Raw genomic sequence first — 13,494 nt, forward strand, 5'->3', positions numbered from 1 at the left:
ACATTACTCACCCGTCCGCCGCTCGTCACCCGAGAGCAAGCTCTCTGTGCTACCGCTCGACTTGCATGTGTTAGGCCTGCCGCCAGCGTTCAATCTGAGCCATGATCAAACTCTTCAATTTAAGTTTGATGCTCGTGAATTAAACTTCGTAATGAATTACGTATGTTCACTCAGAGACTTTGGTATTCATTTAGCGTCTTGCGACGTTTAGAATCCATGTCACTTTGAGTGCCCACACAGATTGTCTGATAAATTGTTAAAGAGCAGTGCAACGCGGCTTTCGCTCACCGTTGCGAGGTGGCGTATATTACGCTTTCCTCTTTCAGAGTCAACCCTGAATTTCAGGATTTTTTCTCTTCAACCGAACCGGCTGTTTGTGTGAAGTGATTCACATCTGCCGTGTCGATGGAGGCGCATTATAGGGATCCCAGTTTTTAGCACAAGCGTTTTTTAGATCTTTTTTCCTGACTGCTGCTTTTCCACGCTTTTCGATGAGATCCTGCCCGATCTGCTTAAAAATTGACGCATTTAACCCCCCTCCATGCTGCATAATATGATCAAAATCTTCTGTATAAGCTCATCAGTCGAGGTTGATATGTCTGCAGTACTCCGTCCCTATAAAGATCTGTTCCCGAAAATGGGGGAACGCGTGATGATCGATCCCAGTAGCGTACTCATCGGCGATGTCAGAATGGATGATGATGTGAGCATCTGGCCGCTCGTCGCGATCAGGGGTGATGTGAATTACGTGATGATCGGCGCGCGCACCAATATTCAGGACGGTAGCGTTTTACACGTTACCCATAAGTCGTCCTATAACCCAGAAGGCAACCCCCTCATTATTGGAGAAGAGGTCACTGTCGGTCATAAAGTGATGTTACACGGCTGCACTATTGGCAACCGGGTACTGGTGGGGATGGGATCTATTCTGCTGGATGGGGTAATCGTAGAAGACGATGTGATGATAGGCGCCGGGAGTCTGGTCCCGCAAAACAAACGCCTGGAAAGCGGCTATCTCTATTTAGGCAGCCCGGTAAAACAGGTCCGTCGGTTAAAAGAGACGGAAATCGAAGGGCTAAAATATTCGGCGAATAACTACGTCAAATGGAAAGACGATTACCTGGCTCAGGAAAACCACACCCACCCTTGATCGTCTTCTTGCTCGTTACGGATCATATCGCTGGCTTCTTCTTCAAGATCCCAGCGATGATCCCTAAAGACCTCCAGCGGTATCGTCCCGCCAAAACGTCTTAGCAATAACTTGCCCGTAATAGCGCAGGTCATCTGCATACCGTTAACCAATACCGGAAAACAGACTGCCTGTTTGCTTTCGTCCCAGACTTCCCTGTCCGGAAAATGAATCGCCTGGTTCATGCCAGCAATTCCTGTTTCAGTTTTTGAATAACAGGCTCTACTGCGGGTAATACGCCGTGCCAGAGCAGAACAGCATGTGCCGCTTGCCCCACCAGCATGCCCAGGCCGTCGGCCAGATGCTTCGCGCCGCGTTCTTCACACCAGCTCAGGAAAGGCGTTTTGCCCTTTTGATAGAACATGTCATAGACATAAATGTGAGGACTGATTATTGAAGAAGGGATCGCTGGTACATCGCCACCGATCCCGCTGGATGTCGCATTAATGATGAGATCAAATTCATGCTCACCCAGATCTTCCATTGCCACCACGTTCACGCTGCCCGTGTGGGCAAAGAGCGTAGCCAGTTCTTTTGCGCGGGAGAACGTGCGGTTAGTGATCGTGACAGCACAATCCATAGAAAGAAGTGGCAACAATACGCCGCGAGAGGCACCGCCCGCACCAATCAACAGAATACGAAAACCCTTCTTAATAAAAGAGAGTCTTTCGAGATCGCTTAATAAGCCAATACCATCGGTGTTGTCACCCAGCAGGCGTCCGTCCTCCAGTCGCTTGAGGGTATTCACCGCCCCGGCAAGGGAGGCGCGCTCGGTTAACTCATCCGCTCGGGCGAATGCCTCTTCTTTAAAGGGCACGGTGATGTTGGCCCCTTTGCCGCCCGCGTCAAAAAAAGCATTCAGCGTTGGTACAAAATCATCGACGGGCGCCAGAACGCGGCCATAGGGATGATCGATTTGCAGCTGTTCAGCAAATTGCTGATGAATGAACGGCGACTTGCTGTGAGCTATTGGATTACCAAAAACCGCGTACTTATCCATCCTATTACCCCTGGCGAAAGCGCTCGCCGGTTAACGCATCGCGAATTTCCGATGGATTCAGACGACCACCCGTTTCACCGATAACCACCGGGAAATCATCACCAAACTGGGCAAGCACTTCTTGCGATGTGCGGCAAGGTGGCAGCCCTGTCAGATTGGCACTGGTAGAAACCAGCGGCTTACCAAATATCTGGCACAGCTCAACCACCAGCGGATGATCGGTAACACGCACTGCAAGGGAATCAAAGCGCCCCGTCAGCCAACGCGGCGTGGTCGGCAGCGCCGGGAAAACAAAGGTGACTGGACCAGGCCATGCCGCAGAAATAGTGTCTCGCTGCGCCTCGTTCAACATCGAATCATCAATGTAAGGCTTGAGTTGCTCAAAGTTTGCAGCAATCAGGATGAGTCCCTTTTCGACCGGTCTTTGCTTCAGTTCTAATAGACGCGTAACGGCCAATTCGCTGTCAGGATCGCATCCGACCCCAAATACAGCTTCCGTTGGATAGGCGATGACTTCTTCTTTTCTCAAGACTTCCAGCGCACGGGCAATGGAGTCCGATGTTAATTTATTCTTCACAGGTTTGATCCGCCGAAACCGGCTTTCCACATTGTTTACTGGCACAGAACAGTTTTATGCCCTGTGCCGTTTTCTTCTCGATGAGCAGCGGATAATCGCAGTGAGGGCAAATCCCCGCTGCTGGTTTGAAATTGATAACGAACTGGCATTCAGGATAGCGATCGCAGGAGTGGAACGTTTTACCGAACCGGGAACGACGCTGTACCAGCTGTCCCTGTTGGCACTGGGGACAGGCAATCGCGGTCTCATCTGGTTTATCAATCTGCTCGGTATGGCTACATTCAGGGTAGTGGCTACAGCCGATAAACATACCGAAGCGCCCCTGACGTAATGCCAGAGCAGCACCACAGACCGGGCATATCTGCCCCTCCAGAATTTTGACGATATGCCCGTCCGCCTGACTCTTCAGGGGACGGACATAATCACATTCTGGATAGTGTGAACAACCGAGAAACGGACCGTGTTTCCCGGACCGGATGACAAGATTAGCCCCACACTGTGGGCAGGGCTCGTTATTAGACACCGTAAACAGTGCTGATTTGGCCATAACAACTCTTGGAGCTACATAGATGAATTAATGCAGCATACCTTCATTCACTTCAAAGAGTAATTCTTCCATTTGCTGATAGGCATTTTCACAGCCCGGAATATTAAACAGAACCATCAGAATCACCCATTTGAGATCTTCCAGTTCAAATTCTGCCGTATCCAGCGCCATGACGCGCTCTATCACCATCTCTCGGGTTTCGAGGTTTAGCACCTGAATCTGTTCCAGGAATAAGATAAATCCCCGGCAACTGGCATCCAGCCTTTCACACTCTTCAGCCGTAAAAATACGTACAGACAGCGGATCAGAAGCGAGCTGCATGGGTTCGACAAGGCCTTCCTGATAATCAGCCAGCTTTTCTAACCACATTAAGGCGTTATAGATATCTTCCCGTTCAAATCCTGCATCGGTAAGATCCCGCGTCAGCCGATCCTGATCCACGCGCATTTCAGCTTCGTTATGGATGTAAGTCTCAAACAAATACATCAGTACGTCGAACATGGCTTGCCCTCCTCAATCGGACATAGCCGCCGGGTACAGCTGCGATCCATCCTGCTAACTCCAGTTCGAGTAGCTGTGCTACCGTCACAGGCACAGATTGGCCGGCACGTTCAGCGACAACGTCAACAGGTGTTACCTCATCTCCTACGTTAGCCAGGAGCTCAGGAAATGGCAATGCCACCTCCTCCTGATCTGATGAATAAAGTGATTTTTCAGGCTCATCTGGGATCCAGGTTAGCCCATATTGCAAATTTTCCAGGATTTCCTCTGGGCTGATCACAGGCGTCGCGCCTTGCTTGATGAGCCAATGCGGCCCTTCACAACCGGGATTGCCAATGGGGCCGGGCAACGCAAAGACTTCTCGCCCCTGCTCCATGGCACATCGAGCGGTGACCAGCGATCCACTCCGCTGCGCCGCCTCAACAACCAGGACGCCCTGACTCAGGCCACTGATAATACGATTACGCCGGGGGAAATTAGCAGGCCACGGCGAAGTGGCGAGCGAAAACTCAGATATCACCGCGCCCTCAGCGTCAATAATGCTCTGTGCAAGAGAGACATGGCGAGGGGGATAAACACTGAACAGGCCATTGCCAAGAACGGCAATACTTCTCCCCTGAACCGAGAGCGCTGCCCGATGAGCTACACCATCAATCCCGCGCGCCAGTCCGCTGGTGATAGTGAATCCACATCTTGCCAGATGCTCACAGAAAATCTTGCCCCATCTCTCACCATACCAGGAAGGTGAACGGCTACCGACCACCGCCAGTTGAACGCTTTTCAGCGCGTCAACATTGCCTTTAACGAAGAAAGCGCCTGGGTAATCTGACAGGGTTCGTAACCGCTGAGGATAGAGTGGGCTATCTGCGCAAATGAGATAATGCCCCGGAATTTCGAGCCATTTAAGTGAACGTTCAAGGTCAGCTTCTTTCATGCTCATAAATTTACTGGCCTGCTTCTTCGTCAGGCTCGCCTCTGTCAGTACTGCTTCATCAATATTCTCTCGTCGCGTCAAACGTTGCGCAGCCATCAACATCGTATCGCCACACAAATCCCCAATGTTGATTAGACGTAACCATATCTCAGTGGAAGTCATCCTATTCCCTGCCATAAGCGGCTCCAGCAATCCTTGCGATTGGTCACCGATGCTGTCAATCAGAGGGGGATTTGTCTAGAATAGAGGTAATAATCTTTTCAACTCCTGAACAACGGCTCTGGAAATTTATGGCAGTTTTGCAAGTGTTACATATCCCGGACGAGCGCCTTCGCATTGTTGCTGAACCGGTAAAAGAAGTGAATGCAGAAATTCAACGTATCGTCGATGATATGTTCGATACGATGTACGCTGAAGAAGGCATCGGCCTCGCGGCGACCCAGGTGAATATCCACAAACGTATTATCGTGATTGATGTTTCAGAGAATCGCGAAGATCGTCTGGTGTTGATCAACCCGGAACTGCTCGAGAAGAGCGGCGAAACTGGAATCGAAGAAGGCTGTTTGTCCATTCCTGAACAGCGGGCGCTGGTGCCTCGCGCCGAGAAAGTGAAAATCCGCGCGCTTGATCGTGACGGCAACCCATTTGAACTGGAAGCAAACGATCTTCTGGCAATCTGTATTCAGCACGAGATGGATCATCTGGTCGGTAAACTGTTTATCGATTACCTCTCTCCACTGAAGCAGCAGCGTATTCGTCAGAAAGTCGAGAAACTGGATCGTATGCGCACTCGCGCATAACGTGCCCCCCGGATACAAGGAATAACGTGTCTAAAAAGTTACGCATTATCTTCGCGGGAACCCCGGACTTCGCAGCGCGTCACCTGGCCGCGCTGCTATCATCGGGTCATCAGGTTGTCGGTGTGTTCACTCAACCGGATCGTCCTGCAGGCCGTGGTAAGAAACTGATGCCGAGCCCGGTTAAAGTACTGGCCGAAGAGCATGGCTTGCCCGTTTTCCAGCCCGTATCTTTACGTCCTCAGGAAAATCAGCAGCTTGTCTCAGAACTGAATGCCGATGTCATGGTTGTCGTGGCCTACGGATTAATTCTGCCAAAAGCGGTTCTGGATATGCCGCGTCTGGGCTGCATCAATGTGCATGGTTCTCTTCTCCCACGCTGGCGCGGGGCCGCACCTATTCAGCGTTCGCTCTGGGCGGGAGATAGCGAAACCGGCGTCACCATCATGCAGATGGACGTAGGGTTGGATACGGGAGATATGCTGTACAAACTGGCCTGCCCTATCACTTCAGAAGATACCAGTGCAACGCTTTACGACAAGCTGGCTGATCTCGGTCCACAGGGGCTGATTGAGACGTTGCAGCAACTGGCCGATGGCAAAACCCAGCCTGAAGTTCAGGATGAATCACTCGTTACCTATGCTGAAAAGCTCAGTAAAGAAGAGGCGCAGCTCGACTGGTCACTTTCTGCTGCCCAACTTGAACGTTGCATCCGCGCATTTAACCCGTGGCCGATGAGCTGGCTGACCATCGACGAGCAGCCAGTGAAAATCTGGAAAGCATCGGTCATTGATGGCGACTCCCGCGCGGAACCTGGCACAATCATTGATGCAAATAAACAGGGTATTCAGGTTGCAACGGCCGAAGGGATTCTGAATCTGGAGTCGCTCCAGCCCGCCGGTAAAAAAGCAATGAGCGCACAGGACCTCCTGAATTCCCGTCGTGAGTGGTTTACGCCGGGTAAACATCTCGGCTAAACACATTTAATCCAAAAGCCCGGAGTTTCCGGGCATTTTTATTTTTGCGGTTATGAAAAAACTAAATCTTCGCAGCATGGCTGCACAGGCCATTGAGAAAGTGGTCGAACAAGGTCAATCGCTGAGCAATATCTTGCCGCCGCTTCAGCAGAAAGTGTCTGATAAAGACAAAGCTCTTCTCCAGGAACTGTGCTTTGGCGTACTGCGTACGCTCTCGCAGCAGGAGTGGCTAATTAACAAGCTGATGTCCCGACCAATGACGGGTAAACAGCGCACTATCCACTATTTGATTATGGTCGGATTCTACCAGCTGCTTCATACACGCATTCCCCCTCACGCCGCCCTGGCAGAAACCGTTGAAGGCGCCGTGGCGATTAAGCGTCCGCAGTTGAAGGGGCTGATCAACGGCGTATTGCGCCAGTTCCAGCGTCAGCAGGAAGAACTGGTGGCAGAGTTCAACCAGTCCGAACAGCGTTTTCTGCATCCGGAATGGCTGCTTAAGCGCCTGCAAAAAGCCTATCCGCAACAATGGGAATCCATTGTTGACGCCAACAATCAACGCCCGCCAATGTGGCTGCGCGTTAACCGTATCCACCATACTCGCGATGAATGGTTGGCTCTGCTTGAACACGCTGAAATGAGCGGTTTTACGCATGACGCCTACCCCGATGCAGTGCGTCTGGCATCCCCTGCCCCTGTGCAGGCATTGCCTGGTTTTGACCAGGGTTGGGTTACCGTTCAGGACGCCTCCGCGCAGGGATGTATCACCTGGCTTGCGCCACAAAACGGCGAACGTATTCTCGATCTGTGCGCCGCTCCAGGTGGTAAAACGACGCATATTCTTGAAGCTGCGCCACAGGCTAAAGTATTGGCGGTCGACGTGGACGAGCAGCGACTCTCCCGTGTATATGACAACCTGAAACGCCTGGGTCTGAAAGCGGAAGTCAAGCAAGGTGACGGACGTACCCCTTCCCAGTGGTGCGGCGACGAACAGTTTGATCGTATCCTGCTGGACGCCCCTTGCTCGGCAACCGGTGTGATTCGCCGTCATCCGGATATCAAATGGCTGCGCCGGGAGCGCGATATCAATGAGCTGGCTCAGCTGCAAAGCGAAATCCTTGATGCAGTCTGGCCGCATCTGAAGTCTGGCGGAACGTTGGTTTATGCAACATGCTCCGTTCTTCCGGAAGAAAACGCCCAGCAGATTGCCGCATTCCTGAAACGTACTCCTGATGCTGCGTTACACATGACGGGCACAACCGATGTTCCTGGAGTCCAAAACCTGCCGGGAGCGGAAGAAGGTGATGGCTTCTTTTACGCTAAGCTAATCAAAGCGTGATGTTGAAAACGGGTCGCAAGCTATGAAGATAATCATTCTGGGTGCAGGACAGGTCGGCGGCACGCTGGCCGAAAACCTGGTGGGCGAAAATAACGACATCACGATCGTCGACACCAATGGCGATCGGCTGCGGGGATTGCAGGATAAATTCGATCTACGCGTAGTGCAGGGGCACGGTTCGCATCCGCGCGTGCTTCGCGAAGCGGGCGCTGACGATGCGGACATGTTGGTCGCGGTGACCAGTTCGGATGAAACAAATATGGTCGCCTGCCAGGTCGCCTATTCGTTATTCAACACCCCGAACCGAATTGCACGTATTCGCTCACCGGATTACGTCCGTGATGCAGAAAAGCTTTTCAATTCTGAAGCGGTACCGATTGATCATCTTATCGCCCCAGAACAACTGGTTATCGACAGTATTTACCGTCTGATTGAATATCCTGGCGCCCTGCAGGTTGTGAACTTTGCCGAGGGGAAAGTCAGCCTGGCGGTTGTGAAGGCTTACTACGGTGGCCCGCTGATTGGTAATGCACTCTCCACCATGCGCGAGCATATGCCCCATATTGATACGCGTGTGGCGGCCATATTCCGTCATGACCGCCCCATTCGCCCGCAAGGCTCCACCATTGTCGAAGCCGGAGATGAAGTGTTCTTCATTGCTGCCTCGCAGCATATCCGCGCCGTAATGAGTGAACTCCAGCGTCTGGAAAAACCCTATAAGCGCATCATGTTGGTAGGGGGCGGGAATATTGGTGCTGGTCTGGCGCACCGGCTTGAAAAAGATTACAGCGTGAAGTTGATCGAACGCGATCAACAGCGCGCTGCAGAGCTGGCAGAAAAACTACAGAATACGATCGTGTTTTATGGCGACGCATCGGATCAGGAATTGCTGGCGGAAGAACATATTGATCAAGTTGATCTGTTCATCGCCGTCACCAATGACGATGAAGCCAATATCATGTCGGCCATGCTGGCAAAACGCATGGGTGCCAAAAAAGTCATGGTGCTCATTCAGCGCCGGGCCTATGTCGATTTGGTACAAGGCAGCGTCATTGATATTGCCATCTCGCCACAGCAGGCAACCATTTCAGCGCTGTTAAGCCATGTCCGTAAAGCGGATATTGTCGGCGTTTCCTCCCTCCGTCGTGGCGTTGCCGAGGCAATTGAAGCCGTCGCTCACGGAGATGAAACCACCTCTCGCGTTGTTGGCCGAGCCATTGACGAAATTAAACTACCGCCAGGCACAATAATCGGTGCCGTGGTGCGCGGGAATGATGTCATGATCGCTAATGATAATTTGCGCATCGAACAGGGCGATCACGTCATTATGTTCCTGACAGATAAAAAGTTTATTACCGACGTCGAACGCCTGTTCCAGCCAAGTCCATTCTTCCTGTAATGGTGAAAGGCGCTCATTCGGGCGCCTTTTTTTATTAACCCTCTATTTTATAATGGTTAATTTTTCATAACGAATATTTATCCTCAATGGAAATTGGCTAATGATTTGTTAAACTTAGGATCGTTAGCTGGCTCAAGGAGAATAAAATGAGTGTTATTAAAGAATTTCGCGAATTTGCGATGCGCGGGAATGTAGTAGATTTGGCAGTGGGTGTGATTATTGGTGCAGCATTCGGCAAGATTGTTTCATCTCTGGTTGCCGATATCATTATGCCACCGTTAGGGCTTTTAATTGGTGGTGTCGATTTCAAACAATTTGCCTTCACTCTCAGAGATGCACAAGGCGATATCCCTGCAGTCGTGATGCACTATGGCGTATTTATTCAGAATATTTTCGACTTTTTGATTGTTGCCTTCGCAATCTTTATGGCGATTAAGCTGATTAATAAATTGAACCGTAAAAAAGAAGAACCGGCAGCTGCACCACCGGCACCGACAAAAGAAGAAGTTTTACTGACTGAAATTCGCGATCTATTGAAAGAGCAGAACAGTCGCCCGTAATCAGGCGCATAAAGCCAGAAGGCCAGTGGTAAAAAAGTGAATCACTTTCTTGCCACTGGCCTCCCAGTTACCCCGTTTGCCATGTTTTCCTTTACGCAGATAACTTCCTTTCCCTTTTTTATTCTTTTCGACCCGCTGGCGAAACAGTGGATCATGTAACAAAGCCTCAATGGCATTATCCTGAATTTGCCCCTTCGTATGCTGATAGCGGCTCATAATATCTCCAGATTGTAAGTAAAATTGGCGCGAGTGTAGATCCACTCATTTTAAAAATCAACAGCCACGCGGTATGCCACTGGCACCTTGTTCGAGTGTTTCGAGTATTGAACAGTAGAGACTGCTATGTGCCGTACCGCAACACGCATCATTAAGACGCTGCAGTGAACGCTGCATGGTTTGTAGCTCTTCAATTCTCGCTTCCACTTCCGTTAACCTGGCCTGGACGATGCTTTTCGATTCTTGGCAGGTGTGGTGTTCTGGATCGATGCGGATCGAAAGCAGTTCTCTGATCGATTCCAGCGTAAAACCGAGCTGTCGCGCATAGCGGATGAACTTGAGTCGCTGAAGATCCTTTTCAGTGTAAAGCCGAAAGCCACCCTCCGTGCGAATCTCATGTTCCATCATCTGCTGCTTTTCATAGTAGCGGATAGTGTCTGGCGTAACGTCTGCGAGCTTCGCAAGTTCCCCAATGCGATACATTAGCAATCTCCTTTGATTGTTTTAAACAAACGATCCGAATATTGACCATGCAGGAAATCGGTATTCACTCCGGCTTGGTGCAATTTAAGCTCAACAAGCGCCAACCGTCGACGGATTTCCTGCGCTTCAGGATCGCCAGGTTCAATGCCTTTAAGCAAATCAGCCAGAGCCAACGCATCCTTACGATTTTCGAGCTCTGGAGGAAGGCAACCGGCATTTTTTAACAATCGATAGCCCGACCGTAATTCAGCGGGAACCAGGGTATCATCATCAAGTGTAAGCGGTTGGCCAGCGCCTGGAAGATCGCGAAACTCGCCTTTACGTTGGGCATCCAGGATATGACGTTCTGCCCATTGATCAAGCAGCCACATCGTAAAACTCCGAAGTATAAGAGTGGATTCAGACAGTGTAGAGAAAGGATGATTCAGGGGATATAAAAAAACCCGCCGAAGCGGGTTCTTTTACGTTACTGCAGATTACTCTGCAGCAGCTTCTGCTTTCGATTCAGAACGATCAACCAGCTCGATGTATGCCATCGGAGCGTTGTCGCCTGCACGGAAGCCACACTTCAGAATACGAGTGTAACCACCGGCACGGCTCGCGAAACGCGGGCCCAGTTCGTTAAACAGTTTTGCCACGATCTCGTTATCACGAGTACGGGCGAATGCCAGACGACGATTAGCAACGCTGTCAGTCTTGGCAAGAGTAATCAGCGGCTCAACTACGCGACGCAGCTCTTTCGCTTTAGGCAGGGTCGTCTTGATGATCTCATGACGAACCAGTGAACCTGCCATGTTGCGGAACATAGCCTGGCGATGGCTGCTGTTACGGTTCAGTTGACGACCACTCTTACGATGGCGCATGACCTTATCCTTCTCAGTAAAACCTTAACCTGTGATCCGGTTACTCGTCAGCAATGCTTGCTGGTGGCCAGTTTTCCAGGCGCATACCCAGAGACAGACCACGTGAAGCCAGCACGTCTTTAATCTCAGTAAGAGATTTTTTACCCAGGTTAGGCGTTTTCAGCAACTCAACCTCGGTACGCTGTACCAGATCACCGATATAGTGGATAGCTTCTGCCTTGAGGCAGTTAGCAGAGCGGACAGTCAATTCCAGATCGTCAACAGGGCGCAGCAGGATCGGATCGAACTCTGGTTTCTCTTCTTTAACTTCCGGCTGACGAACATCACGTAAGTCAACGAAAGCTTCAAGTTGTTCTGCCAGAATGGTTGCCGCACGACGAATCGCCTCTTCAGGATCGATTGTGCCGTTGGTTTCCATTTCGATGACCAGCTTGTCCAGGTCGGTACGCTGTTCTACACGCGCTGCTTCAACATTGTAGGCAATACGCTCTACAGGGCTGTAACATGCGTCGACCAGCAGACGGCCGATTGGGCGCTCATCTTCTTCCGAATGAATTCGGGCAGAAGCCGGCACATAACCACGACCGCGCTGAACTTTGATACGCATGCTAATAGCTGCGTTCTCATCGGTCAGGTGGCAGATCACGTGCTGCGGCTTGACGATTTCGACATCACCATCATGGGTAATGTCGGCTGCAGTCACAGGGCCAATGCCAGATTTATTCAGAGTAAGAATAACTTCATCTTTCCCCTGAACTCTCACCGCCAGCCCTTTCAGGTTGAGCAGGATTTCAAGGATATCTTCCTGAACGCCTTCTTTGGTGCTGTACTCATGAAGTACACCATCAATCTCAACTTCGGTCACCGCGCAACCCGGCATCGATGAGAGCAGAATACGGCGCAGTGCGTTACCCAGAGTATGGCCAAAGCCACGCTCTAAAGGCTCAAGGGTCACCTTGGCGTGCGTCGAACTCACTTGCTCGATATCTACCAGGCGCGGTTTTAGAAACTCTGTCACAGAACCCTGCATTGTGTCCTCTCTTTGGTACTAAGCTTTACTTGGAGTAAAGCTCGACGATCAGGTGTTCGTTAATGTCCGCAGACAGATCAGAACGTTCTGGCTGACGCTTGAACGTGCCTTCCATCTTGCCAGCATCAACTTCCAGCCAGGTTGGCTTTTCACGCTGCTCAGCCAGCTCCAGAGCGGCTTTCACGCGAGATTGCGTTTTCGCTTTCTCACGAATGCTAACAACGTCGTTCGCTTTAACCTGATAAGAAGCGATGTTAACAACACGACCGTTTACCATGATTGCTTTATGGCTAACCAGTTGGCGTGATTCAGCACGAGTAGCGCCGAAGCCCATACGGTAAACAACGTTGTCCAGACGACCTTCCAGCAGAGCCAACAGGTTTTCACCGGTGTTGCCTTTCAGACGTGCTGCTTCTTTATAGTAGTTACGGAACTGACGCTCCAGCACACCGTAGGTACGGCGAACTTTTTGCTTTTCACGCAACTGCACACCATAGTCAGACAGACGCGGTTTACGCGCACCGTGCTGGCCAGGAGCTTGTTCAATTTTACACTTGGTATCGATCGCGCGAACGCCAGACTTAAGGAATAAGTCGGTGCCCTCACGACGGCTCAGCTTGAGCTTAGGACCCAAATATCTTGCCATTTTCTATCTCCAACAATCCTAGAAAACGTAAGCGTTATACGCGACGTTTTTTCGGCGGACGACAACCGTTATGAGGGATCGGAGTCACATCAGTAATATTAGTGATGCGGAAACCAGCGGCGTTCAGAGCACGAACAGTTGATTCGCGACCCGGACCCGGACCTTTAACCATAACTTCCAGATTCTTGATGCCGTATTCTTTTACGGCTTCTGCACAACGCTCTGCTGCAACCTGGGCTGCGAACGGAGTAGATTTGCGAGAACCACGGAAACCGGAACCACCGGCTGTTGCCCAACCCAATGCGTTACCTTGACGATCAGTAATAGTAACGATGGTGTTGTTAAAAGAAGCATGGATATGAGCCACGCCGTCAGAGACTTGTTTTCTTACACGTTTACGTGCACGAATTGGTGCCTTTGCCATTATTCAATCACC

General features: G+C 50.8%; 19 protein-coding genes. 6 read left to right on the top strand and 13 right to left on the bottom strand.

All coding sequences use genetic code 11. The features are described 5' to 3' along the window. Window positions 1–595: 595 nt before the first annotated feature. Window positions 596–1,150 carry a gamma carbonic anhydrase family protein gene (locus C0560_RS18785; RefSeq protein WP_123429845.1) on the top strand — a complete coding sequence of 185 codons (555 nt, stop codon included), beginning with the start codon at window positions 596–598 and terminating at the stop codon, window positions 1,148–1,150. On the opposite strand, the gene C0560_RS18790 is transcribed toward C0560_RS18785, so the two are convergent. The 6 genes from C0560_RS18790 to dprA are packed head-to-tail and all read right to left on the bottom strand — an operon-like array spanning window position 1,126 to window position 4,910. Further along, window positions 1,126–1,374 carry a DUF1488 domain-containing protein gene (locus C0560_RS18790; RefSeq protein WP_123429759.1) on the bottom strand — a complete coding sequence of 83 codons (249 nt, stop codon included), beginning with the start codon at window positions 1,372–1,374 and terminating at the stop codon, window positions 1,126–1,128. The genes C0560_RS18785 and C0560_RS18790 overlap by 25 nt on opposite strands. Beyond that, a complete protein-coding gene (gene aroE, locus C0560_RS18795; protein WP_123429760.1) occupies window positions 1,371–2,189 on the bottom strand; it encodes a shikimate dehydrogenase in 819 nt (272 codons plus the stop codon). Before aroE ends, C0560_RS18790 begins: the two co-directional genes overlap by 4 nt. Window positions 2,190–2,193: 4 nt before the next feature. Beyond that, a complete protein-coding gene (tsaC, locus tag C0560_RS18800; protein ID WP_181826934.1) occupies window positions 2,194–2,766 on the bottom strand; it encodes an L-threonylcarbamoyladenylate synthase type 1 TsaC in 573 nt (190 codons plus the stop codon). Beyond that, entirely contained in the window at window positions 2,756–3,313 is a 558-nt protein-coding gene (locus C0560_RS18805; RefSeq protein ID WP_181826935.1) for a type I DNA topoisomerase, read from the bottom strand. The genes tsaC and C0560_RS18805 overlap by 11 nt, the downstream gene beginning before the upstream one ends. A 27-nt stretch (window positions 3,314–3,340) precedes the next feature. Further along, window positions 3,341–3,814, bottom strand: coding sequence for a DUF494 family protein Smg (gene smg, locus C0560_RS18810; RefSeq protein ID WP_102105788.1), 474 nt, complete (start codon window positions 3,812–3,814; stop codon window positions 3,341–3,343). Then, on the bottom strand, window positions 3,786–4,910 hold the full coding sequence (gene dprA, locus C0560_RS18815; protein WP_181826936.1) for a DNA-protecting protein DprA: 1,125 nt from the start codon (window positions 4,908–4,910) through the stop codon (window positions 3,786–3,788). The genes smg and dprA overlap by 29 nt, the downstream gene beginning before the upstream one ends. A gap of 128 nt (window positions 4,911–5,038) precedes the next feature. Between dprA and def the strand changes: the two genes are divergently transcribed. The 5 genes from def (at window position 5,039) to mscL (ending at window position 9,820) form a co-directional block, all read left to right on the top strand. Continuing rightward, on the top strand, window positions 5,039–5,548 hold the full coding sequence (gene def, locus C0560_RS18820) for a peptide deformylase (protein ID WP_181826937.1): 510 nt from the start codon (window positions 5,039–5,041) through the stop codon (window positions 5,546–5,548). A gap of 26 nt (window positions 5,549–5,574) precedes the next feature. Next, window positions 5,575–6,522, top strand: coding sequence for a methionyl-tRNA formyltransferase (gene fmt / locus C0560_RS18825; protein ID WP_248859242.1), 948 nt, complete (start codon window positions 5,575–5,577; stop codon window positions 6,520–6,522). Window positions 6,523–6,574: 52 nt separating this feature from the next. After that, window positions 6,575–7,861 carry a 16S rRNA (cytosine(967)-C(5))-methyltransferase RsmB gene (gene rsmB / locus C0560_RS18830; RefSeq protein ID WP_248859243.1) on the top strand — a complete coding sequence of 429 codons (1,287 nt, stop codon included), beginning with the start codon at window positions 6,575–6,577 and terminating at the stop codon, window positions 7,859–7,861. A gap of 22 nt (window positions 7,862–7,883) precedes the next feature. Continuing rightward, window positions 7,884–9,260: a Trk system potassium transporter TrkA gene (trkA, locus tag C0560_RS18835; protein WP_100778657.1), complete on the top strand. Its 1,377-nt coding sequence runs from the start codon at window positions 7,884–7,886 to the stop codon at window positions 9,258–9,260. A gap of 146 nt (window positions 9,261–9,406) precedes the next feature. Beyond that, on the top strand, window positions 9,407–9,820 hold the full coding sequence (gene mscL, locus C0560_RS18840) for a large-conductance mechanosensitive channel protein MscL (protein ID WP_100778656.1): 414 nt from the start codon (window positions 9,407–9,409) through the stop codon (window positions 9,818–9,820). Here the strand turns inward: mscL and arfA are convergent, their stop codons facing one another. The 7 genes from arfA to rpsK all read right to left on the bottom strand — a co-directional run bounded on the left by arfA (window position 9,821) and on the right by rpsK (window position 13,482). Continuing rightward, on the bottom strand, window positions 9,821–10,036 hold the full coding sequence (gene arfA, locus C0560_RS18845) for an alternative ribosome-rescue factor ArfA (protein WP_100778655.1): 216 nt from the start codon (window positions 10,034–10,036) through the stop codon (window positions 9,821–9,823). A 57-nt stretch (window positions 10,037–10,093) separates the two neighbouring features. Then, window positions 10,094–10,519, bottom strand: coding sequence for a Zn(2+)-responsive transcriptional regulator (gene zntR, locus C0560_RS18850; RefSeq protein ID WP_123429765.1), 426 nt, complete (start codon window positions 10,517–10,519; stop codon window positions 10,094–10,096). After that, window positions 10,519–10,890, bottom strand: a complete 372-nt coding sequence (locus tag C0560_RS18855; RefSeq protein WP_123429766.1) for a DUF1992 domain-containing protein — start codon at window positions 10,888–10,890, stop codon at window positions 10,519–10,521. The genes zntR and C0560_RS18855 overlap by 1 nt, the downstream gene beginning before the upstream one ends. Window positions 10,891–10,995: 105 nt before the next feature. Beyond that, window positions 10,996–11,382, bottom strand: coding sequence for a 50S ribosomal protein L17 (gene rplQ, locus C0560_RS18860; protein ID WP_001216372.1), 387 nt, complete (start codon window positions 11,380–11,382; stop codon window positions 10,996–10,998). Between the two features lie 40 nt (window positions 11,383–11,422). Beyond that, window positions 11,423–12,412 carry a DNA-directed RNA polymerase subunit alpha gene (gene rpoA / locus C0560_RS18865; RefSeq protein ID WP_002919219.1) on the bottom strand — a complete coding sequence of 330 codons (990 nt, stop codon included), beginning with the start codon at window positions 12,410–12,412 and terminating at the stop codon, window positions 11,423–11,425. 25 nt (window positions 12,413–12,437) lie between these two features. Further along, on the bottom strand, window positions 12,438–13,058 hold the full coding sequence (rpsD, locus tag C0560_RS18870; protein ID WP_100778652.1) for a 30S ribosomal protein S4: 621 nt from the start codon (window positions 13,056–13,058) through the stop codon (window positions 12,438–12,440). Window positions 13,059–13,092: 34 nt separating this feature from the next. Further along, window positions 13,093–13,482: a 30S ribosomal protein S11 gene (rpsK, locus tag C0560_RS18875; RefSeq protein WP_003031137.1), complete on the bottom strand. Its 390-nt coding sequence runs from the start codon at window positions 13,480–13,482 to the stop codon at window positions 13,093–13,095. Window positions 13,483–13,494: the final 12 nt, after the last annotated feature.

Source organism: Lelliottia sp. AC1, from assembly GCF_023278595.1.
GTDB lineage: Bacteria > Pseudomonadota > Gammaproteobacteria > Enterobacterales > Enterobacteriaceae > Enterobacter > Enterobacter nimipressuralis.

Bases quoted from the DNA above. Each gene is read 5' to 3' on its own strand.
- C0560_RS18785 (WP_123429845.1), top strand. From the start codon at position 596: ATGTCTGCAGTACTCCGTCCCTATAAAGATCTGTTCCCGAAAATGGGG.
- C0560_RS18790 (WP_123429759.1), bottom strand. From the start codon at position 1,374: ATGAACCAGGCGATTCATTTTCCGGACAGGGAAGTCTGGGACGAAAGC.
- aroE (WP_123429760.1), bottom strand. From the start codon at position 2,189: ATGGATAAGTACGCGGTTTTTGGTAATCCAATAGCTCACAGCAAGTCG.
- C0560_RS18805 (WP_181826935.1), bottom strand. From the start codon at position 3,313: ATGGCCAAATCAGCACTGTTTACGGTGTCTAATAACGAGCCCTGCCCA.
- smg (WP_102105788.1), bottom strand. From the start codon at position 3,814: ATGTTCGACGTACTGATGTATTTGTTTGAGACTTACATCCATAACGAA.
- dprA (WP_181826936.1), bottom strand. From the start codon at position 4,910: ATGACTTCCACTGAGATATGGTTACGTCTAATCAACATTGGGGATTTG.
- def (WP_181826937.1), top strand. From the start codon at position 5,039: ATGGCAGTTTTGCAAGTGTTACATATCCCGGACGAGCGCCTTCGCATT.
- rsmB (WP_248859243.1), top strand. From the start codon at position 6,575: ATGAAAAAACTAAATCTTCGCAGCATGGCTGCACAGGCCATTGAGAAA.
- trkA (WP_100778657.1), top strand. From the start codon at position 7,884: ATGAAGATAATCATTCTGGGTGCAGGACAGGTCGGCGGCACGCTGGCC.
- mscL (WP_100778656.1), top strand. From the start codon at position 9,407: ATGAGTGTTATTAAAGAATTTCGCGAATTTGCGATGCGCGGGAATGTA.
- arfA (WP_100778655.1), bottom strand. From the start codon at position 10,036: ATGAGCCGCTATCAGCATACGAAGGGGCAAATTCAGGATAATGCCATT.
- zntR (WP_123429765.1), bottom strand. From the start codon at position 10,519: ATGTATCGCATTGGGGAACTTGCGAAGCTCGCAGACGTTACGCCAGAC.
- C0560_RS18855 (WP_123429766.1), bottom strand. From the start codon at position 10,890: ATGTGGCTGCTTGATCAATGGGCAGAACGTCATATCCTGGATGCCCAA.
- rplQ (WP_001216372.1), bottom strand. From the start codon at position 11,382: ATGCGCCATCGTAAGAGTGGTCGTCAACTGAACCGTAACAGCAGCCAT.
- rpoA (WP_002919219.1), bottom strand. From the start codon at position 12,412: ATGCAGGGTTCTGTGACAGAGTTTCTAAAACCGCGCCTGGTAGATATC.
- rpsD (WP_100778652.1), bottom strand. From the start codon at position 13,058: ATGGCAAGATATTTGGGTCCTAAGCTCAAGCTGAGCCGTCGTGAGGGC.
- rpsK (WP_003031137.1), bottom strand. From the start codon at position 13,482: ATGGCAAAGGCACCAATTCGTGCACGTAAACGTGTAAGAAAACAAGTC.